Here is a 21982-nt window from a genome sequence, read left to right on the forward strand (position 1 = left end):
GTCATGAGAAAGCCCATATAAATGGGTAATGTACAAGTTGCTGTAGAAGCATGTTTAATTCGTCTGATCACAGATACTTTATAAAGTATTTTAATACTTTTTTGAATCCGTCAATGCGTAAGTCCTAGATTCTTTGAATATTGCGCATTTTTTTATCTTCCTGACCATTGCCTGTGGCGGACTGAGCAAGGTTCTGGATCGCACGACGTCAACCCTCAGGGAGGAATTCAATATTCAGCTCATACCACATACGCAGGTCATGATCATGACCATTGAGGAAGGGGTGGAGATGCTATTGCCGATTCTATTGATTGTGGCGGTGCTGACTTATCGCAAGGTACTGAATCAAGCGCATTAAAAGACAGATTAAATCTAAGGAAGATGCCTATTTGTGTGTGCATCTTTTTTTTGCACTGCTGTTTTTATGTATATTTCGGGTGCGAAAAAATATGGATGTGGTGCACTTGTTTTTGACGCTGAAATAACAGGAAAATGACCACTAAAATGAAGATAATTAACAAGGTTAAGCTGAATATTTCGACACAAAAATACAAGTGTTTATGCTATAATTTAGGGCTGTATTTTAGTTTTTAACTCAGTCGTTTGAGTTAATGATTTTGCTAGTTTTACGACATATAAATACAAGCCAAAACTGGCTTGTAGAATAAGGAGTATGCATGAGCGTATCGGAAATTAGACCGATTGCCATTGAGGATGAACTTAAAAGCTCATATCTCGATTATGCGATGAGCGTGATTGTGTCACGTGCATTGCCCGATGTACGAGATGGTTTAAAACCTGTTCATCGTCGTGTGCTTTTCGCAATGCACGAATTAGGCAATGACTATAACAAAGCTTATAAAAAGTCTGCACGTGTCGTCGGTGACGTGATCGGTAAATATCACCCGCATGGTGACTATGCCGTATACGAAACCATTGTACGTATGGCACAAGATTTCAGTTTGCGTTACCAGTTGGTCGATGGTCAGGGTAACTTTGGTTCGGTCGATGGCGACAGCGCAGCAGCGATGCGTTATACCGAAGTGCGTATGCGTAAACTGACCCACGAACTCTTGGCGGATCTTGAAAAAGATACCGTCGAGTGGGAAGACAACTACGATGGCTCTGAGCGTATTCCTCAGGTGATGCCCACCCGTGTACCGAACTTACTGGTTAATGGTGTAACCGGTATTGCAGTGGGTATGGCGACCAATATGGCGCCGCATAACATGACTGAAGTTGTGAATGCGTGTCTGGCCTATGCCAATGATCCCCAGATCAGCATCGAAGGGTTGATGGAACACATTTCTGGTCCGGACTTCCCGACAGGCGGTATTATTTACGGTAAATCGGGCATCGTGGATGCCTACCGTACCGGTAAAGGCCGTTTACACATCCGTGGCAAGTATCACTTCGAAGAAGATCCAAAGAATGGCCGTACCACGATCGTGTTTACGGAAATTCCATATCAGGTCAATAAAGCAAAAACCATTGAGCGTATTGCTGAACTGGTTAAAGAGAAAAAACTGGAAGGTATTTCCGAGCTGCGTGACGAGTCTGACAAAGACGGTATGCGTATCGCGATTGACTTGAAACGTGGCGAAAACGCCGAAGTGATCGTGAACAACCTGTTCCAGAATACGCAACTTGAAAACTCTTTCAGCATCAACATGGTCTGCCTGGACAATGGCCAGCCTAAACTGATGAACCTGAAAGATATTATTGCAGCGTTTATCCGTCACCGTCAGGAAGTGGTAACGCGTCGTACCATGTTCGAATTACGCAAAGCGCGTGAACGTGGTCATATCTTGGAAGGTTTAACCGTTGCTCTGGCGAATATTGATGCCATCATCGAAACCATCAAAAGTTCTGCAAACCCGGCTGAAGCGCGTGAGCGTTTGCAGGCAGGTGAGTGGGCAGGTGGCGGTGTATTGGCATTGCTAGAAAAAGCTGGCTCAGTTTCTGTACGTCCGGATGAGATTGAAGGTGAAGACCCAAGTCGTCCGTTTGGTCTGGATGGCGATATTTATCGTCTGTCACCAACCCAAGTCAATGCGATTATGGAACTGCGTCTGCATCGTTTAACCGGTCTTGAACAAGACAAGTTACATGCTGAATATAGTGAAATTCTGGCGCAAATTGCTGAACTGACTGCAATTTTAAATGACTTTAATCTGTTGATGAATGTGATTCGCGAAGAGCTTGCGTTAATTCTGCAGCAATATGGCGATGCACGTAAAACGTCGATTGTTGAATCACGTATCGATTTCTCTCGTGAAGATCTGATTCCTGAAGAGCAAATGGTGCTGACGGTTTCAAAAACAGGCTATGCGAAAACTCAACCATTGTCTGATTACGCCGCACAGCGTCGTGGTGGCCGTGGCAAGTCTGCGACCAGCATGAAAGAAGACGATTACATTCAACATCTGATTGTGACGTCAAGTCATGCGACGGTACTTTGCTTTACCAACGTTGGTAAAGTCTATCGTCTGAAAGTGTATGAAGTGCCACAAGCATCACGTGGTGCCAAAGGTCGCCCAATGGTGAACTTGTTGCCATTAGACGAAAACGAGACCATTACCGCAATTTTACCGGTGATTGATGCACCGAAGAAATTCAAAGAACGTCTGGCGGACTTCAAAGCCTTCGTAAAAGCCAATGCTGCACAACTGCAAAGCAATGAAGTGATTAATGGTCACTTTACAGCACTTGAAGCGGCACTTGCTGAATCTGAAGAGGGTGCGGATGATATTTCTGATGCACTTCGTGTTCAATTGAAAGAGCTAGGTTTAGAACTTTCAACGACCGATCTTGATGATGACATCATCAATGATTTTGCACAGCAGGCTGAAGCGGTTCGTAAAAACTTCTATGTGTTTATGGCGACTGAATACGGTACGATTAAACGTGTAGAACTTGAACAGTTCTCGAATGTGCGTTCAAACGGTTTACGTGCGATTGAACTGAATGGCGATGACACTTTAATTGGTGTTGCGATTACTGACGGCGAACAGCAAATCATGTTGTTCTCGAACGAAGGTAAAGCCATTCGCTTTGCAGAAACTGATGTACGTTCAATGGGTCGTTCAGCCAAAGGTGTGCGCGGTATGCGCGTGACCATCGGTGCAGCAGCCTTGCTGGAAGAAAGCGAAGAAACTGAGATCGAGTCTGATGATGAAGATGCTGCAGATTCAGCATTGATCAGCCGGATTGTATCTTTAGTTGTTGTCCCTGAAACTGGCGAAGTATTGTGTGCTTCTGAAAATGGTTATGGTAAACGTACCCCGGTGGATGACTTCCCGACCAAGAAACGTGGCGGTAAGGGTGTGATTGCACTCAAGACCTCAGAACGTAATGGTCAGTTGGTCGGTGCAGTAGCGATTGATGCATCTAAAGAGCTGATGTTAATTTCCGATGGCGGTACTTTGGTTCGTACCCGTGCCTCTGAAGTGGCTCAAACCGGTCGTAATGCACAAGGTGTTCGTCTGATCCGTCTCGGTAATGAAGAGTTACTGGTTGGTGTGGTTTCAGTTGAAGCTGTTGAAGAAGATGAGTTTGTTGAAGCGATTGAAGGTGAAGAATCTTTAGTAGCAGAAACAGATGTAGCGACTGAAACAGATACAGTAGCTGAACATGTTGAAAAAGATGGTGAAAACTCAGTAGAAGAATAAGTGTTCTATTGATAAAAAGGGCGCTTCGGCGTCCTTTTTTATAAATCTTGACTGAATGAAGGTAAGCGATGAAAACCCAATCAATGTTGTTAGCGGCAGCAGTTGCATTAAGTGGCTGTAACTCAATGGACAATATCCCAAACCCAAGTCCTGAGCAGGAACAGGCAGCACAGCTGGCCTATGAGGATTTGCGTGATGGGAAGTATGACGAGTTTCTGGATCAGCTAGAGCCGCAATTGCAAACACAGTTTAAGGACAACGAAAAGCTGATGAAACGCTTTTCACGTTCAATTCCGAAAGGTGAATATAAGTCTAAAACTTTAATGACCAAGCAGATTGAAGAAGCAACCAACCAGCCTGGCCAATATAAGATCAGCTATGAAATTGCCTATCCAAATAATCTGGTGCAGTATGATGTCAGTTTCGACCAGCCGAATGGTAGCAACAAGATTCGTAATTTTAATATTCAGGTCTTTGGCGAATCTTAATCCATAAGTTGATGGCAGCATAAATCCAATGCTTTATCTGCTTTGACTCACTTGAATCAAACGTCGATAAGCCAAGAAAAAACATAAACTGCCTATCAGCCCCAGATATATCAGTTTAGGCAAAATCAGTGCGGTCGGTACACCCATCTGATTCAGTTGAATAAACATCTGCACCATTTGGGTAGAAGGCAGTATCTCAGCGATCACTTGCATCCAGATGGGCATAGCTGCATGTGGCCAGGCAGCACCGGATAAAAAAAATAGAGGGATAGAAGTAAAAACAATTACATGTCCAGCGCGTTCCGGCATATCCAGAAAACTGGCAAATAGGCAGGTGATTCCAATCACAGTGTAAACGAAAACCGGCACAGCCAGCAGCATGCCGAATAGGTTACCCCCTCGCGGATAATCAAATAACCAAAAGGTAAATCCAAATAAATAAAAACAACCCAGACAGCCAATGCTCAATATCGCTAAACATAGCCCAATCAACGCATTTGAGTTTAACTGCACTTTTCTTTCGCGGTACACCAGAATCAGCATATTCAAACCTAAAAAAATGGTCTGATGAATGATGAGAGGGGCGACCGCAGGAAAGACATAACTGCCATAGCCGGAGAGCGGATTAAACAATGGAATCTGATGCACTGATAGGGCAGGAGAAAAATCTGAAACCTGGCCAAAACGTTCAGCATAGTCTGCCAAGGTCTGCTCAAGAGAGGTCGCTAAACCGATCCCCATCTGTTTGGTGACTAAAAAATTGGCAGCACTTAAGTACAGTCCTATTCCACCCGTTTCACCATGCCTTAACGTTTGCGATAAATTGTCCGGTAGCAGCAAAATCCCATCCGCTTGTTGCGATTCAACCCATGTTTTGGCTTCGGCGAAATTGCTGGTAATCGCCTTGATTTCAACATCCGGGCTTTGACGGACTTGGCTAATAATCCGCGCGCTCAAGTGACTTTGTTCTGCATCAACAATAATAATCGGTAAGGCTTCGGCTTGCTGTGCCTGATAAGCAAAGGGATAAAAGAAGCTATAAAACACCACTGATAAAATCAGCGTGGTAAAGATAGCGCCGTGGCTGGCAATATCTTTAAAGCTGCGCAGATAATAAAACCAAAGGGATTTCATCAGGCTGCTCCTTTGGCTATTTTCTTGAGAAAAATATAGGCTAGCAGTGCGTACACCACCACATAGGCCAGCAAGATCCATACAGCTTGCAGTGAGATCTGCACTGGACTGCCAATCATCCATTGTTCAGTTTGTAATTTGGCATAAGGAGTAAAGGGGATAATATTGGCCCAAAACTGGGTGAATAGGGGTGCATTATTTAAAGGTAAAGTCACCCCGGCAAAGCTCAATGATGACCCACCATATACAGCAATCAAGCCGAAAGATTTACTTAAATCTTGGGTGGTCAGCACCACCGCAGCGCTTAAAAATGCATAGGCGCTATACAGCAGCAATTGTGCCAATAAAATCAGACCAAGCGAACCGGCAACAAACCAGCCGCGAATTTCAATCATCCAAAACATCCACGCCCAAGTCCATAGACTAAAAATAGCCACATAGACCAGATTTTTAGACACTAAAGCCATCCAAATGGATGAGTTGCTAATCCAGCTTGTTAAGGTCTGCCGCTTCAGTTCCTGACCGACGGAAAATGCCACACAACAACACAGCAGTAAATGCAGAACTGCGAGAATGACATAAGGTTCTAGATATAACTCATAATTCAATTGCGGATTATACAAAGGTGAGATTTTGATCTGTGGTGTCGGTGCTTGGATATAGGGCAGTCGATTCACCAGATAGTGCTGTTCAGTAAACTCAGCCAGGGCTTGTAAGGTACTCACCAGCATGGCTGAAGAAATTGTATTGCCGATACTGAAATAACTCTGGTTAAAGGCAATGCTAATTTCTGCATCCTGAGCACGAACAAAACGTTGTTCGGCACCATTTGGAATATGGATATAACCCCAAATTTTATTTTTATTCAGTAGGCGTTCAACTTCAGCAGCTTGCTCGGATACCGTTTCAATTTTAAGGGTATGATTGAGCGAGACATGTCGATAGATGCTTTGGCTGAACGCACTTCGGTCTTGATCAATAATGGCAATCGGTAAATGAGTAGGCTTGCCCTGCGCAAACATGCTGCTGAATAAAATAATTACTAGAGCAGGTGCCAGCGTAACCAGGCACAGATCCCATTTTTCTCGGAGCAAATAGCGTAGTTCGCGCCATATACCCAGCCACATTAGGGTGTCTCTTTAAGTTTAAATAATACGCTCATACCGACTTTCAGTTCAGGCATGGTTTGTGTCGGTAGCAAATGCAGTTTAAAACTTCTCACATCATAGCCGCCGGTTTGGCGGGTGGTTTTAATGGTGGCAAACTCACCCTCAGCGCTAATACTTTTGATCTGAAAACTGGCTGTTTGATCCAAGGCTGGAATATAACCTTGAATGCTTTCTAATTTTTGAAATGGAGCATACTGGTCTTCGCGAATATTCAGGCTTACCCACATCTTCTCTTCAATCAGGCTGACCACGGGCACTGCGGTTGCGACCAGCTCAGATATTTTGCCATAAGTTTTAGACACCGTTCCATTGACGGGGGCCAGCAATTCGGTTTCTGCTTCTAGCGCATTGGCTTCGTTTAGAGCAGCCTGGGCAATGTCTACTTGTGCATCGGCTGAACTCTTTTGCTGCGGGGTGCTGCCACGCTTGGCACGTGCATATTGCTGATAGGCGGCCTCAGTCATTTCTAGCGCAGATTGACTGGCTGCATACAGTTCATCACGGCGCTGACGTGAAATCACACCTTCCTTAAATAGATTTTCCCCACGCTGATAAGATACTGTGGCGAGATTTTGCTGTGCTTTTAGCGATTGCCAGTTGGCATACAGACTCGCGACATTTTCTTCCTGCGAGCCACGTTCAGCTGTGGACTGTAAGGCCAAAGCCGATTGTAAGGCTGCTGTAGCTTGCTGTTTTTTGGCTGCAATTTCCGGGCTATTTAAGCGAACCAGAACATCGCCTTTTTTAACTCGCTGACCTTCTTCCACATAGATTTCTTCAATCCGGCTTGGCACTTTGGTGGCCACCTGAATCGTTTCAGCCTCGACACGACCTTGCAATTCAATCGGCGTTGGTTGATAGCTTTTCCATAATCCAAAAATAATCACGGCCAGCAGAATAGGAAGCAACGCCAGCAGTAGATATTTTTTCTTTTTGGAGATTTCAGGAGGCTGCTCATCGGTCGAGGCCGGCGCGTGATTTTTCTCTAGCGTTGCTGATTGGGTCTGTGGAGCGGGAGAGCTTTCTGTTTCGGTGGATGAAACCGCTTCATTCACAGGATCATTGGGTTTTTGATCGTCGTTCATGTTCGGCTCCATTAGCGAATATAGTGGGTATTGGTGTGTTGAATATAATTGGGAAATTCTGCAATCGAGCCATGGCTTTGTAACAGGGTGGCCAGTGATATCACATATTTATAGGCATTCAATGCAGTTTCGGCTCGTAGCCCGCTAAGCATGTTTTGGGCATCAATGACCTGTGTCGCTGTTCCGATATCCTCTTTAAAGGACAACTCTTGAATGCGTAAATTTTCCTGCGCAGCTTTTAGATTTTGTTCCAACAAAGCATGACTTTGCTGTGCACTCAAGGCTTCGCTATAAGATTTATAAATCAGGTTTTCAATCTCTTGCTGGGTGCGTGAGGTGAGCAGTTCTGTGGCATAGCGTTTGAGCTCGGCCGCCTGAATATTTTTGTTTTTATCAATCCCTGAAAACAGGTTATAGCGTGCGGCAACACCGACAATCCAGTTTTGATTCTGATCCAAACTATATTCACCAAAAGCAAAGACATTGGGTTTTTTTGCTGCTTGCTGAGCTTTGACATTGGCTTGTGCTAATTGGGTATCTAGCTGCATTTTTTGAATCAGCGCAGAGTTTTGACTAAAGGTTTTCAGTAGTTGATTTAAAGCCTGTGGCTCGGTCTGATTGACAAATAAAGGTGTCGACAGTTCAGTGATACTGCTTTGTTGCAGCAGATTATTCAGTTGAAATAGACTGGCATTTAAATTGGTTTGCATATTTTGCTGACTGCGCTCGGCATTATTACGTGCCACTTCAAACTGCATGCGCTGGCCTTTACTAATAAAACCTTGCTGTTCCATTTTTAAGGCATTGCGATAATGCTGTTGCATGGCATTCAGATTAAATACTGCTGCTGCATGGAGTTGCTTTTGCAGTTGCACATTAAAATAACTTTGAATCAGTTCGAAACGCTGCGTGTCTTGTTGCTGTTGATTACTGAGCTGACTGCGACCGACCTGAAGATTGGCAATCTCCTTGGCGCTATGAGTCAAACCACCGGTATAAAGCGGCATCATCATGGACACGGTAGGACGAATCACTTGATCTTCGAGTACGACCTTGGAGGTATCGGGAATTAAGCCTACACCATCATGAATCGGTTGTTGTAAACCTTCTTTTAAAGGATTGGCAATATTCGCAGCTAAATTAAACTCATCAATTTTATTATTTAAGCCATTGGTGAGAGATTGCTCCAGGTTGTTTTTAAGAGCACCCAAAGGAATATCTAATTCATTACGAAATGAACCGTACCGGGTTTGTCGGAGAGTCAATATTCTGAGAGACTATCCCGATGACAAAATTAAAATATACCCCTGAAATCAGAGAAAGAGCGGTTCAATTACTAATTGAATCTGAAAAAGATTATCCATCGAATTGGGCAGCAGTTTCCGTAATTGCTCCTAAAATTGGCTGTACTCCTGAAACACTTCGTGCCTGGCATCAAAAGCATTTAGATCAGCAAAATCCTATTAAAGTACAACAGATATCTGATCAAGAAAAAATGAAGCAAATGGAACGTGAAATTAAAGAATTAAAGCGTGCCAATGAAATTCTACGTAAAGCAGCCGCTTTTTTCGCCCAGGCGGAGCTCGACCGCCCACACAAATAATGGTGGATTTCATCCATAACAATAAAGACTTATATGGTGTTGATGCGATTTGTAGGATTTTACCGATCGCAGCTTCAACCTATTACCGGACTCTAGATCTCTGCGAAAATCCAGAACATCGAGCAAAGCGAGATTTACATGACTTGCATCATGCTGAGGAGATTAAACGAATTTGGAAGGAAAGTTCAGGTCGGTATGGTGTACGTAAAGTCTGGCAAAAACTGAAACGTGAAGGCTATATTATTGCACGCTGTACTGTTGCTCGATTAATGCAAAAGCTAGGTATACAAGGTGTTTGGCGAGGTAAGAACAAACAAACCACCCGTAACCGAGATGACCAAAAACGGGCAGATGATTTAGTGAAACGTAATTTTAATGCTGATCATCCAAACCAACTATGGGTGGGTGACTTTACGTATATTCAAACAAATTCAGGCTGGGTTTATACTGCATTTATTATTGATGTGTTCTCACGAGCAATTGTTGGATGGAAAGTATCGACACGGATGAATACAGATATGGTGCTCGATGCATTGGAGCAAGCATTGCATGATCGAGGCACGCCAAAGAATGTGATTCATCATTCCGACAGAGGTGTGCAATATCTTTCCATTCGCTATACCAATCGTTTAGAAGCAGCAAATTTACGAGCATCAGTCGGTACGACTGGTGATTCATACGATAATGCTTTGGCTGAAACGGTGAATGGCTTATACAAAACAGAGGTGATTGAATATCTAAAAGCAGATTGGCAAGGTTTAGCAGATGTACAACTTGCGACACTAAATTGGGTAGATTGGTTCAATAAAGAGCGTGTACATAGTGCACTAGGTTATGTATCACCTTTTGATTTTGAAGCAATGTACTATGATAAGATTAACCCGTTAGGTCAGGTGGCCTAACTTAAATAAAAAACTCTCCGACAAACCCGGTACGGTTCAAAAGGCATAAGCACGCACATTCAGATCGACACGTGGTAATCCCAAACCTTTTACCGCTTCAGCTTCAAGTTTCGAGGCTTGTTCCAAGCTTTGATAGGCCTGACTGCTGTAAGAAGACTGCAATAACTGTTTTTCGGCGTCTTGAAAACTCAAAGTCTGGGCGTATAGACTCTGGCTATTCAACCATAGGCCTGACAATAATCCACACCCCAAAAATAATTTACTTTTATAGTTCGTCATATTCATGCAAGCAGATGGCCAAAGTGAAGAATAAGTTGATTTGTGTACATTATAAATCAGTGGTTTGCAGCTCAGTAAGGGGCATGGTTGTAGTATTGTTTATTTTACATCTGTATTTCAACTACTGATGAAAGGACTATGAATCTTTTGAAATATACTTAGAGTTAAAATGGTTTGTGTGTAAAATATAAACACAAAAAATTATTGCTTAAATATAAAAATGGATAAAACAACTTTAGAAAATATAGCTGAATTTATTTGTGGAACTAATCCAGAAATTTATCCAATTTATAGATCTAGTAGTGAGCTGACATCATTCTTTCATCGTGTAGGAATTATGATCTACCATGATGGAACAACAAGATCTAAATGGGTATATGAGCAGCTAAATAATTTTAATAAAAATCAAATTGCTGATGTGCTTAAGAGGCTTGCTTCTCCTAAAGAATATGGAGGGAATCGTTCAAAAATTAGTGCTGCATTGAAATTGTTAAATGAAATTTTATATCCTGAAGGTTTTGAAATTATTTTGCAGGGGGTGGAGCCAAAATTCAGAAGAATTCAGATAGATTTTCAAGACAAGTCAGAGCCTGAATTAAAGCCCATTGCACGACCTAATTTTGTAGCATTAGGTTTAGAATCAGGGGTAGGAGAGATACTCGATTATCGTTGGGATGAAATTCAACGTTGTATTGGAGCTAATGCAAATCTTTCGGCAGTAATTCTTATGGGGAGCTTATTGGAAGGACTTTTATTAGGTGTTATCCATAAAAATATTAAACAAGCCAATCAGGCTACTTCTGCTCCAAAAAATCGCGAAGGAAAAGTAAAACCTTTTTCAGAGTGGAAATTAAGTGAAATGATTGACGTGGCTCATTCATTACAATGGATTGAGGTAGATGTTAAAAAATTTTCACATGCTTTAAGAGAGTTTAGAAATTTGATACATCCTTACGAACATATGCTATCAAACTTTAATCCGAATAAAGATACCACGGAAATTTCATGGTTAGTGGTGCAAGCAGCTATAAATGATCTAATGGAAACAATTAGAAATACATAAGTGTTAAACGTATCCTCATCATCTACATTGATTTTTTGACTGTAATTACAGTTCGAGATTGAAATAATTTTGTGCAAGACCTTGCCAGATATGGTTAAATGCCATCATTTTATTGTGTCTCACATAGATAAGGAAAACTCATGCGCGCGTACAACTTCTGTGCTGGTCCTGCTGCATTACCGACTGCCGTACTTGAAAAAGCTCAAGCTGAAATGCTTGACTGGCATGGCAAAGGTCTTTCGATCATGGAAATGAGCCACCGTAGTTCCGACTATGTGGCCGTGGCTGAAAAAGCGGAAGCAGACCTACGCAAACTCATGAATATTCCCGAGAACTACAAAGTATTGTTCTTGCAGGGTGGCGCATCCTTACAATTTTCGGCAATTCCATTGAACTTGCTGGGTAAAAATAACAAAGCGGACTATATCCATACCGGAATCTGGTCTGAAAAGGCCTTGAAAGAAGCGCAACGCTATGGCGATATCAATGTGGTAGAAGCAGGTATCAAAATTGATGCTAAACATGCCATCAGCGCGCAAAGCGAATGGAAGCTGTCTGCCGATGCCGCCTATGTGCACTATGCAGACAACGAAACCATTGGTGGTCTGCAGTTTGCTTCTATTCCTGAAACAGATAAGCCCCTTGTTTGTGACTATTCATCAAGCATTTTATCTGCGCCACTTGATGTATCAAAATTTGGTGTGATCTATGCAGGTGCGCAAAAGAATATCGGCCCAGCGGGTTTAACCCTGGTGATTATTCGTGAAGATTTACTGGATCAAGCCAAAGCTGAAATTCCAAGTATCTTAAAATACTCAGATCAAGCCAAAAATGGTTCTATGGTAAATACGCCATCGACTTATGCATGGTACTTGTCTGGTCTGGTATTTGAATGGTTGCTGGAAAATGGTGGTGTAGAGGCCATGCATAAAGTGAACCTGGAAAAAGCCAATCTGCTTTATGGTTATATCGATCAAAGCGATTTTTATGCCAATCCAATCTTCAAAGAAAATCGTTCAATCATGAATGTGCCATTTACTTTGGCCAATGCAGATCTTGAAAAACAATTCCTGAAAGAAGCAGAAGCCCAGCATTTATTGAATCTTGCGGGTCACCGTTCTGTCGGTGGTATGCGTGCCAGTATTTATAATGCAGTGCCATTAGAGGGCGTACAAGCCTTGGTGAATTTTATGGATGACTTTGCAAAACGCAATGGTTAATCCCTGAAATGTAAAAACCCAGCATAGGCTGGGTTTTTTTATGCATTCGGTTATGTCAGGGAATTTAAAAAATAAAAGTATGCAGGGTAAAGCCACAGATCAGCATTCCCAACATGAAAAAAAGGCATGACATCATATCAATATTATAGCGAGAGCTAAGATGATGCTCGACCTGGTCTAATGTTTCTTCTTGCACGATTTTCATAGATATTTATTGTCCGATCTATTTATCGTTAATACTATTTGTTGTGAGTATTTTTATCATAAAAAATTGATTAAATAAAGTACATTCTTGATTAAAGTTCATAAATTTTCATTTTATTTAAATATCAGCTTTGGATTTGTCTGAACTTATTCGTATGCGAAATCAAAGTCTTATTTTTACAAGATTTTTAGGATTCGATTGCATGTATAAAATGAATTCATGTGAATTTAACAATGTGGATAACTCGATTTTTTAAATGATTTAAATAGGTTATTAAGCTAGAAAAAATGGGTAAAAAATAATCAAAAAAATAAAATTAAAAACAGAAAATACGGATTAAACAAAGAAGATCCCCATCAAAAAGAAGACCTTCTTTGTTTATTTTAACTTAAGCCGATTTTCTATAAATATTGGCCTGAATCCACAGATTTCCACGAATATATTGACCAATCTGGAAATTTTTATGCTGCTCATTCCGCGTTGCAATCCGGATCAAGGTGGCTGGTTGACCTTCATCATGAATCAGCGTGACATCATACAGGGTATAGTCCTGATCCATAAACTGCATGGCAGTTTTACCAACAATATTGCCCTGAAACCAGGCTTCATCTTCCTGACCCATGGTTTCACCATAAAGATAAGCCACCATTTTAGAGAAATCTACAGTAACAGGTGCTTTATCTTCTTCTGAGTGTGGCTGCCAGGCATCAATCTGTTCCTGCAAATTATCGGGTGCCACGCCCTGGTTGGCTGCCAGAATATCATTCAAGGCACGGTGATGCTTGATCGAAGCCGGATCATCCACCACCAGATGTTCATGGTCAGCCACTGCTTCAAGCTCATAGGCCCAAGCATTCAGATTCACCACATAGGACTGGTCTTTTTCATAATGCGGATGATTGACGCTATACAGACTATCGAAAGCATAAATAATATTGTTGGCACCCAGATTCAGACGTAATACCGCCTGAGTATTGGATTTGCAGGAAATAATTCGGTCGATGGTCGCTTTGACCTGATAAGGACTATCAAAGCAGGGGAATGCAGTTTTTACTGCTTGCGGCTTATTATTTTCTATGGCGATCACTTGGCTCAATTGCACCGCAGCTTTGCTCGGCCCCTGAATCAGCCAGGTATTTTCATCCATATCACATTCTTGTGTGCAAATGCCCATCGGCATAATAGGCGCATCAAGAGCTTTGCCTAACCACTGTGGCACATCTGTACCTGGATTCTCGGTGAGTAATGTCCAGTGTTCGACGTGACTACCGAAATTCTGATCATCAATGGTGATGATCTCTGGGCTATTCTGATTTTTCATATGCACAATTGATCTTGGATGACTTATTTATAGTTAATCGAGGGTCATTGCGATTTTTCAAGTCAATCGAATGAATTTTCAAATTAAATGCAGCCAATTTTTTTCTAGACTAAATCACAGTTACGGCTCAAATCAAATAGATTCAAAAAAACATGAGCGACAGCAGCGATGAAAATGCAACGATTTAATCATCAACCTGATCCTCTCAATTTGCTAGAATACCCAGGATTTATACCTTAATGGGAAACCCTGTGTTGCCATTCAAACTTTGGGTCGATGCTGATGCATTACCCCGTATTTTAAGAGATGTGATTATCCGTGCGTCGGATCGCTATCAGTTGGAAGTGACTTTTGTGGCTAATCAGTCGGTGGGCATTACGCCTTCAGTCCGGATTAATTCAATTCAGGTGATGAGTGGCGCTGATGCTGCAGATAAAGAGATTATTCTGCGCATGAAAGAGCATGATATTGTCATGACCCAAGATATTCCCCTGGCGGCAGAAGTGATTGAAAAGGGCGGGATTGCCATTCATCCACGCGGTGAAGTGTATACCACGGCCAATGTCAAAGCACGTTTACATCTAAGAGACTTTATGGATAGTTTGCGTGGTGCCGGTGTACAAACGGGTGGGCCACCTCCGATTTCAGAGCGGGATAAGCGTGAATTTTCAAGCGCACTGGATCAAACCATTCAAAAACAAAAACGTAAAACATCTGCACTTTAAGAGCAATCGCGCATGCCAACACACACCAATATGGTTGTGACCTATCTTTTATTGGTTTTTATCTGGGCCACTACACCGCTAGCCATTGTCTGGAGTGTAAGCGATCTGCATCCGCTCTGGGCACTGGCACTGCGATTTTTTCTGGCATTGCCTTTTGCATTTATCTTGTTGTGGCTGTTTAAAACCCGTTTTCCTGTCGATTCTCTCTCGATGCACAGTTATCTGGCTGGAGCTTGCAGTTTTATTGGCTCGCAGATTTTTACCTATCTGGCCACGGATTATCTCAGCTCAGGCATTATTGCGCTGATGTTTGGTCTGGCACCTATTATTACCGGATTGATTGGCCGTTTCGTGTTTCAGCTCAAGCTCTATCCTTCACAGTGGTGCGGGATGGCGATTGCCCTGACTGGTTTGGCGGTGATTTGCCTCGGTGGCAAAGACCAGCACATTCAGCCAATCGGTATTGGTCTGATGCTACTGAGTGTGTTTATCTATTGTGTTTCGATGTTTTGGGTCAAAAAAGTCAATGCACCCTTACAACCGATGGCGCAAGCGGCCGGTTCTATTGCAGTTTCAGCAGTCATGGCCTGTGCCATGTTGCCATTTATCTGGCAATTTGCGCCAACCCAAATGCCTCAGGCAAAATCACTGATCGGGCTAGGATATGCCGTGGTGATGGCTTCGCTGATTGCCATGTTCTGTTATTTTAAACTGGTACAGAAAATCAGGGCGACCACCTTGTCTTTGACGACGGTATTGACTCCAATGCTTGCTTTATTCGTAGGTGTGCTTTTGAATGATGAGAGCTTGTCGGGTGAGGCCTTAATCGGTGTCGGTATTTTGTTGACGGGTTTATTGTTGTATTTTTCCAGAGAAATTAAAGCGAGCTATGCAGCTCGCCTTCCATCCAGTATTCACAATGACTAAATCAGTGATTTAAGCAAAGTTGGCTTTGACACATTCACCCAGTTTGACACGGTCTTGTGGGTGCATGGTAATGAAATAAGCACCGGTCCGGAATTTGCTATTTTCTTCTTCACGACTGTAGGCCACTTGGGCGGTTGCCGCAATATGGAAGAAATTTTCCGGGTGGCTTAAAGTCACGTGCAGATAGGTGCCTTCAGTGATGGGGCGGTCACTAAAGAAACTAAAACCGGTTTCCGAAAAGTTCACCTGCTCTGGTACAGGTAACATGCTTTGTACAATTGCGTCATACAAAGAACCGGTAATAAGGTTTAATTTTTGGTTGAATAAGGATAAGATTCGAGCAATTTGTTGATCTTTTTCAGATAATTGTTCTAATTCGTAGTTAACCGCATGATCAAATTGATCTAGCTCTGCAAGTAGTAGAAAATAGCGGGGCAAGACAAAGTTAGAGTCATAAGGATCATTTAAGGCAACATCATCGGAAATAATCTGATAATTAATTCGTAAGGCAGCATCGATGCGAGACATAACGCGTCTTTCCGTGTATCCGTTTGGATGCTGTACATTTTCCATAATTTATTACCTCGGACTAGATGGTTATGTTTAAACCAATCTCGCTGTATATAGGGTTGAAATATACTCGCGCACGGCGTAGTAACCACTTCATTTCTTTTATTGCATTGGTCTCAATGATCGGTCTCACGCTCGGTGTAGCAGTCCTCATTACAGTTTTGTCTGTGATGAATGGGTTTGACCGAGAGTTGAAAAATCGTGTCTTGGGAATGATACCTCAAGCTACTGTTTCTTCAACGCAAATTCTAACAAATTGGCCCGAACTTGCAAAGCAGATTGAGCAGCATGAGCATGTCCAAGGGGTCGCACCATTTACCCAATTACAGGGCATGCTGACGGCACAGGGACAGGTTGCCGGGATTATGGTCAGCGGGATTGAACCCGAGTATGAGAAAAAAGTATCCATTATACAAAACCATATGGTCGAGGGCAGTATTGATAGCCTGAAAAAAGGTGAATTTGGTATTGTTCTGGGCAAGCAGATGACCGATGCCATGGGGGTCGGTTTAAACGATAATATTACTCTGGTATTGCCAGAGGCGACCCCTTCACCAGCAGGTGTGGTGCCTCGTTTCAAGCGCTTTAAAGTGGTGGGAATTTTCAGTATTGGTGCTGAAGTCGACTCGATGATGGGATATATCGCTTTAAATGATGCTTCAACTTTATTGCGCCTACCAGATGGTGCACAAGGCGTGCGTTTAAAACTGGATGATATTTTTGTCGCACCGCAAGTGTCTCAGGAAATCGTGCGAGATTTACCAGCCAACTTCTACGCATCTGACTGGACTTATACTCATGGTAATCTGTTCAGCGCGATCCAGATGGAAAAAGCCATGGTCAGCTTGTTATTATTCCTGATTGTGCTGGTTGCGGCATTTAATATCGTTTCATCACTGGTGATGGTGGTGACGGATAAAAAATCGGACATTGCGATTTTACGGACTTTGGGTGCTTCGCCTGCCACCATTACCAAAATCTTTATGGTGCAAGGCACGGTGATTGGGGTGATTGGGACATGTGCCGGCGCAATCCTCGGGATTATTGCAGCGACCAGTATCAGTAGCTTTATCGGCTGGTTAAACAATACTTTGGGTCTGAATATGTTTGATGCCTATTTTATCAATTATCTACCTTCTTATTTACGCTGGCAGGATGTCTTGGTGATTGTCGGCTTATCATTGGCCTTAAGTTTTGTCGCGACGATTTACCCCGCTTTACGTGCAGCAAAAATTCAACCGGCAGAGGCTTTGCGTTATGAGTAATCTGATTTTAGATGCCCAGAATATTCACAAATCCTTTACCGATGGCAAAGCCACCGTCGATGTGATTCGAGGCTTGTCGCTGCAGGTCAAAGCAGGTGAGTTTGTCTCGATTGTCGGTTCGAGTGGTTCTGGTAAAAGTACCTTATTGCATGTTTTGGGTGGACTGGATCGACCAACATCAGGGCAAGTGATGGTCAATGGTCGCCGTTTCGATACCTTGTCCGAAGCAGAGCGTGGCTATGTGCGCAATGAGCATTTGGGTTTTGTGTATCAGTTTCATCATCTGTTGCCAGAATTTACGGCACTGGAAAATGTAGCCATGCCCCTGATGCTCCGCGATAATGTGAAGTTTAAAGAAGCCAAACAGCAGGCTGAATACTTGCTGGAGCGGGTTGGTCTTTCGCATCGTCTGACACATAAGCCAGGTGAATTATCTGGAGGTGAGCGCCAGCGTGTGGCCTTAGCGCGTGCAGTGGTGGGCAAACCTAAACTGATGATGGCAGATGAACCGACCGGAAATCTGGATCGTAAGACTGCAGCAAAGATTTTTGAACTGCTCACCGAATTGCAACGTGAATTCAATATGGCGATGCTGATTGTGACGCATGATGAACAACTGGCACATGCTGCAGACCGAATTTTACATATGCAGGATGGTCTTTGGGTCACACCCTAAATCAAGAGAATATTCGCATTTGATTGAAGCTCACTCCGGTGGGCTTTATTATTGGGTGAAATAATAACCATAAAGAATAAGATCCAATGTTGCAGTGGCTGTGTATCGGCTGGATTTTAGGCCTGGCCTGTATGGGGAAAAGTTTTCTGTCTGTTCAACTGGGCAGCACGGTCGTTCTAATCGCGGTATTACTGTGGTATCTGGGTTGCCGTAAATTAAAGCACATTTTCAACACACCATTACGCAATTTGGTCATGACTGGTTCAAGCCTGCTGTTAGGATTATTTCTAGGCCATGGCTATGCCAATCTGCAACTGTCTGAACGCTTGTCGACGCGTGAACATGAAGTCTCCGAAAAACAGATTGTGGTGCATATCAAAGACCTGAATAAACTTGGTGAGCAGAATATCCAGCAAGCTCTGCATGTGCTCAGCCCTGATGGCAGTACAGTTAAATGGATGGGCTTTTTGCCTGTCCAAGAACCCGTGACTCAATCCAGTTTGATAAATGCGCAGATAAAGCAGCACCTCCTTGAACTTGGACGATATTACTTAATTCAAGGCCAAATCCGACCTCATCATAGTTATGCCACCCCCGGATCTTTTGACGCTGAAAAGTGGGCATTACAGCAAAATATCATGGCCGGTTTCCGAATCAAGAGCATTCAGGAGTTACAACCGCAACAACTTTATGCGCTTGGTCATGGCAAATATTTACGCCAGCAGCAAAATTTAAGTCCGCGAATTTTACTTTGGGTAGAGCGGCAGCGACTGGCATTAAGAGAATTCGTAGCCAGGCAATCCGTACAGCATAAAGGTTTGTTATTGGCCTTATTAAGCGGTGATGAAAGCCTGTTAGATCCGGCGACAGAGCGACAATTCCAGCGTTTTGGTATGAGCCATTTATTAGCCATTTCCGGGCCGCACGTTCTGATCTTTGCCTTGATGGTCTGTGGTACTTTGCAATATCTGATTTCAAGATTTATGCCGCATATTTATCTGAAATGGCCAAGGCAGTATTTTTTGAGCCTGCCTTTTTTACTATGTGTCTTGCTGTACTGCGCCTTTGTGGGCTTTGAAATTCCAGCGCTACGCACTTTATTGATCTGCGTGATTGTGACCTTTACCTTGTTGCTCAGGCAAAATGTGCAAGCTTTAAAATTACTGATTCTGAGTGCTGCCTTATTATTGCTCTTTGATCCTTTCAGTATTTTGTCGGCTGCATTCTGGCTGTCTTATGGGGCCTGTTTTGTTTTGCTGCGAATCTATCAGACCATTCAGCAGCAACCGCGTCAGATAGAACAAACCTTATTACAACGGTTGTATTTTGCGTTGAAAGTGCTGCTGGAATCACAATGGAAAATCTTTCTGGCGCTATTTCCCTTGATGATGCTGTTTTTTAAGCAAATCGCCTGGATTACCCCATTCAGTAACTTGGTCGCGATTCCATGGATTGGGCTGCTGATTGTGCCTATAGATATTCTGGCGGCTTTGTTGTTTTTTATTTCAGAGCCACTTTCCAGTGTGGTATTTCAATTGAATGATGTTTTCATTCACATGCTGCTGGCATTTCTGGATCTGCTTGATCGGCTGTTTGCTCCACAACTGATTCCGGTGGCGATGAATGTCTGGATGATTGCGCTGTGTATTCTGGCCTTAATTATTGTATTTTTACCGCGTGGCCTATTGCCCAAAAGCTGGACGGTGCTTGCCTGTGTGCCGCTGTGCATTCCTCAGCTCAATCAGCATGCATTTCAGCTCTCTATTCTGGATGTGGGGCAGGGACAAGCAATTTTTCTTCGGGATGGAGCACGCAGTATGATGGTCGATATGGGCGGCTATTATGATGAAGAAAAATTCAGTATCGGTCGACAGGTGATTCTGCCATTTCTGTCTGTGCAAGGTGTGGGTAAGCTGGATCAACTGATTTTAACCCATCTGGATCAAGATCATAGTGGCGCTTATCACAGTATTAAACATCAATTGAAAATTAAAGAGGTATCGTCCAATCAGATTCCTGAAATAGCGCACTCCTCCCGTTTTCAGTTCTGTCATCAAGGTCAGCAGTGGCAATGGTCTGAAGATATTCAGTTTAAAATTCTGGCACCTCGGCAGCAGCAGTTAAATACAGCCCATTTCAATAAAAATGAACGGTCTTGTGTGGTATATCTGCAAGTTAAAAATGCCGGGCCTTATCAAAATTTTTTACTCATGGGCGATGCGGGTTGGGAGACTGAGTATCAGCTGCTCCAAGATTATCCTGAGCTTAAAGTTGATGTGCTGGTGCTTGGACATCATGGCAGTTAGCACAGCTCAGCCTATCAGTTTTTAGAAGTTTTACAGCCTAAACTGGCAATTGTTTCGGCAGGGAAATTTAACCGTTATGGCCATCCGAGCCAATTGACTCAGCAGCGGCTCACAGCCCTCAATATTCCGTTACTGAATACGGCAGAGCAGGGTAGTCTGCACTTTCAGCAACAAGACTCAAAACTGGTACTTTCAGCCGAACGACATCAATGGCAATGGTTATATCGTCAGCCTTTAAGTCGCTGATTCTAGAGCGGGCGAAGCTTCATGTAATTCCTGAGTTCTTAACGCATTTACTTTGCCCAAAGCCTGTTCATGCTCCAGTGTATAAAGATTGCCCAAGCCCTGATGTGCATTAAAGCGTTTATAGCTCCAGTGATAATGTTCAGGGTGGCGACGGATTAAATTTTCAATACTATTGATAATGACTTGCGTGCCCTGATTGGCATTGCCACTATAAATTTTTTCGTCGATCGCTTCGATAAAGATATCAAAACCATCTTCAGTATTACGCAGGGCATATAAAAACAGAGCGCGGGCTTTGGTCTTTTGAATCAGCTTGGCACTTAAATTACTGGTGGCCAAAGGCACGCCAAAATACGGAATATATTCACCACCCACATTGGGCGTATGGTCTGGCAAAATCACGGTGGTGCCGCCTTGTTTCAGAGCCTTAAAGATCTGACGGACACCGGATTCATCGGTCGGTACCAGATGTGCCTGTTCACGGCTACGGGCAGCCCGTACAAATTGATCCGCAGTCTGATTTTTTACAGGTTTGTACATAATGGTCATGGCGGTAAACTGGGCAACATAGGCATTCATAATTTCCCAGGTACCAAAATGCGGCACAATTAACACCAGACCTTTATTCTGTGCCAGTGCATCATGAAGGAGATCTTCGCCAATAACGCGATGCACACGTTTGATATTTTTTTGATTGCTTGAGCCCCAAATGGTAAAGAACTCGAAATATGACATTAATTCATTGCGAACCGCGGCACGGTTAATACGTTCACGTTCATTATCGGACAGTTCAGAGAGACTGATTTCTAGGTTCAGGCGAATGACTTCCGAGGTTTTCGTGACTTTGAAACTGTTTACAATAAAGGCCAGGATGCGGGCCATCCATCGAGAAACTGGAAGCGGTTGGCGGCTAATGTATTTGAGTAAACCGTAAGCTGAATTCCGTGAGTCCTGTTTCGTCATTGATTTCGTCTAAGTACAATAAAAAGAGAACAAAATTTGGTGGTGTTTCAAAAAGTATGCTGACATTAAATGAAGCCATTATTGATGTAAAAAAAGGTTAAGTCGAAAGCTTTAAAATGGTTTTCAATCTTTTTTGAAAAATTACAACTCCTTCTAAAACCGCG

15 protein-coding genes, 5 pseudogenes and 1 other annotated feature are annotated in these 21982 nt (G+C 42.9%); of the genes and pseudogenes, 11 read left to right on the forward strand and 9 right to left on the reverse strand.

Annotation, left to right across the window (positions count from 1 at the left end; translation table 11 throughout):
• Positions 1–127: 127 nt before the first annotated feature.
• The 3 genes and pseudogenes from FTU82_RS13065 to FTU82_RS13075 form a co-directional block, all read left to right on the forward strand.
• Positions 128–358: pseudogene (locus tag FTU82_RS13065) on the forward strand (hypothetical protein); the annotation flags it as partial.
• A gap of 319 nt (positions 359–677) precedes the next feature.
• Positions 678–3671, forward strand: a complete 2994-nt coding sequence (gene gyrA / locus FTU82_RS13070) for a DNA gyrase subunit A (protein WP_180101439.1) — start codon at positions 678–680, stop codon at positions 3669–3671.
• Positions 3672–3739: 68 nt separating this feature from the next.
• Entirely contained in the window at positions 3740–4159 is a 420-nt protein-coding gene (locus FTU82_RS13075) for a hypothetical protein (protein WP_005169984.1), read from the forward strand.
• A gap of 33 nt (positions 4160–4192) precedes the next feature.
• On the opposite strand, the gene FTU82_RS13080 is transcribed toward FTU82_RS13075, so the two are convergent.
• The 4 genes and pseudogenes from FTU82_RS13080 to FTU82_RS13095 form a co-directional block, all read right to left on the reverse strand.
• Positions 4193–5293 (reverse strand): ABC transporter permease, encoded by a 1101-nt coding sequence (locus FTU82_RS13080; protein ID WP_100329070.1) that lies wholly within the window; start codon positions 5291–5293, stop codon positions 4193–4195.
• Complete coding sequence (locus tag FTU82_RS13085; protein ID WP_180040020.1) at positions 5293–6420, reverse strand: ABC transporter permease; 1128 nt, start codon at positions 6418–6420, stop codon at positions 5293–5295. Before FTU82_RS13085 ends, FTU82_RS13080 begins: the two co-directional genes overlap by 1 nt.
• Positions 6420–7547: an HlyD family secretion protein gene (locus FTU82_RS13090; protein WP_180077696.1), complete on the reverse strand. Its 1128-nt coding sequence runs from the start codon at positions 7545–7547 to the stop codon at positions 6420–6422. Before FTU82_RS13090 ends, FTU82_RS13085 begins: the two co-directional genes overlap by 1 nt.
• 11 nt (positions 7548–7558) lie before the next feature.
• Positions 7559–8785 (reverse strand): annotated as a pseudogene (locus FTU82_RS13095) (TolC family protein); the annotation flags it as partial.
• 47 nt (positions 8786–8832) lie between these two features.
• On the opposite strand from FTU82_RS13095, the gene FTU82_RS13100 reads away from it, so the two are divergent.
• Positions 8833–10052 (forward strand): IS3 family transposase gene (locus FTU82_RS13100; protein WP_180101441.1). Its coding sequence is split into 2 segments (ribosomal slippage): positions 8833–9109 and positions 9109–10052, totalling 1221 coding nucleotides; the frame shifts between segments, so codons are not numbered across the junction.
• Positions 9108–9224: a sequence feature (AL1L pseudoknot), on the forward strand. It overlaps the preceding gene by 117 nt.
• Before the next feature lie 39 nt (positions 10053–10091).
• Here the strand turns inward: FTU82_RS13100 and FTU82_RS13105 are convergent.
• Positions 10092–10337 (reverse strand): annotated as a pseudogene (locus FTU82_RS13105) (TolC family protein); the annotation flags it as partial.
• A 214-nt stretch (positions 10338–10551) separates the two neighbouring features.
• On the opposite strand from FTU82_RS13105, the gene FTU82_RS13110 reads away from it, so the two are divergent.
• The gene (locus tag FTU82_RS13110; protein WP_180077700.1) at positions 10552–11394 is read left to right on the forward strand and encodes a hypothetical protein; all 843 of its coding nucleotides are present in this window, start codon (positions 10552–10554) and stop codon (positions 11392–11394) included.
• 140 nt (positions 11395–11534) lie between these two features.
• On the forward strand, positions 11535–12614 hold the full coding sequence (serC, locus tag FTU82_RS13115) for a 3-phosphoserine/phosphohydroxythreonine transaminase (RefSeq protein ID WP_100355607.1): 1080 nt from the start codon (positions 11535–11537) through the stop codon (positions 12612–12614).
• Positions 12615–13207: 593 nt separating this feature from the next.
• Here the strand turns inward: serC and FTU82_RS13120 are convergent.
• The gene (locus tag FTU82_RS13120) at positions 13208–14140 is read right to left on the reverse strand and encodes a hypothetical protein (protein WP_005097639.1); all 933 of its coding nucleotides are present in this window, start codon (positions 14138–14140) and stop codon (positions 13208–13210) included.
• 239 nt (positions 14141–14379) lie between these two features.
• Here FTU82_RS13120 and FTU82_RS13125 point away from each other — a divergent pair, with 239 nt between their 5' ends.
• Entirely contained in the window at positions 14380–14865 is a 486-nt protein-coding gene (locus tag FTU82_RS13125; RefSeq protein ID WP_005097638.1) for a YaiI/YqxD family protein, read from the forward strand.
• Positions 14866–14877: 12 nt separating this feature from the next.
• Positions 14878–15792: a DMT family transporter gene (locus FTU82_RS13130; RefSeq protein ID WP_074383367.1), complete on the forward strand. Its 915-nt coding sequence runs from the start codon at positions 14878–14880 to the stop codon at positions 15790–15792.
• A gap of 9 nt (positions 15793–15801) precedes the next feature.
• Here FTU82_RS13130 and FTU82_RS13135 read toward each other — a convergent pair whose 3' ends face one another.
• A complete protein-coding gene (locus FTU82_RS13135; RefSeq protein WP_005097634.1) occupies positions 15802–16365 on the reverse strand; it encodes a PilZ domain-containing protein in 564 nt (187 codons plus the stop codon).
• A 26-nt stretch (positions 16366–16391) separates the two neighbouring features.
• Here FTU82_RS13135 and FTU82_RS13140 point away from each other — a divergent pair, with 26 nt between their 5' ends.
• The 3 genes and pseudogenes from FTU82_RS13140 (at position 16392) to FTU82_RS13150 (ending at position 20855) form a co-directional block, all read left to right on the forward strand.
• Positions 16392–17627 carry a lipoprotein-releasing ABC transporter permease subunit gene (locus FTU82_RS13140; protein ID WP_005097633.1) on the forward strand — a complete coding sequence of 412 codons (1236 nt, stop codon included), beginning with the start codon at positions 16392–16394 and terminating at the stop codon, positions 17625–17627.
• Entirely contained in the window at positions 17620–18303 is a 684-nt protein-coding gene (gene lolD, locus FTU82_RS13145) for a lipoprotein-releasing ABC transporter ATP-binding protein LolD (RefSeq protein ID WP_005097632.1), read from the forward strand. The genes FTU82_RS13140 and lolD overlap by 8 nt, the downstream gene beginning before the upstream one ends.
• Positions 18304–18389: 86 nt before the next feature.
• Positions 18390–20855 (forward strand): annotated as a pseudogene (locus FTU82_RS13150) (DNA internalization-related competence protein ComEC/Rec2).
• Here FTU82_RS13150 and FTU82_RS13155 read toward each other — a convergent pair.
• Complete coding sequence (locus FTU82_RS13155) at positions 20844–21818, reverse strand: lysophospholipid acyltransferase family protein (RefSeq protein WP_005097630.1); 975 nt, start codon at positions 21816–21818, stop codon at positions 20844–20846. The pseudogene FTU82_RS13150 and the gene FTU82_RS13155 sit on opposite strands and share 12 nt — an antisense overlap.
• Before the next feature lie 65 nt (positions 21819–21883).
• Positions 21884–21982, reverse strand: a pseudogene (locus FTU82_RS13160) (IS1 family transposase); the annotation flags it as partial.

Source organism: Acinetobacter sp. YH12151, assembly GCF_013418355.1.
Classification (GTDB): Bacteria; Pseudomonadota; Gammaproteobacteria; order Pseudomonadales; family Moraxellaceae; genus Acinetobacter; species Acinetobacter pseudolwoffii.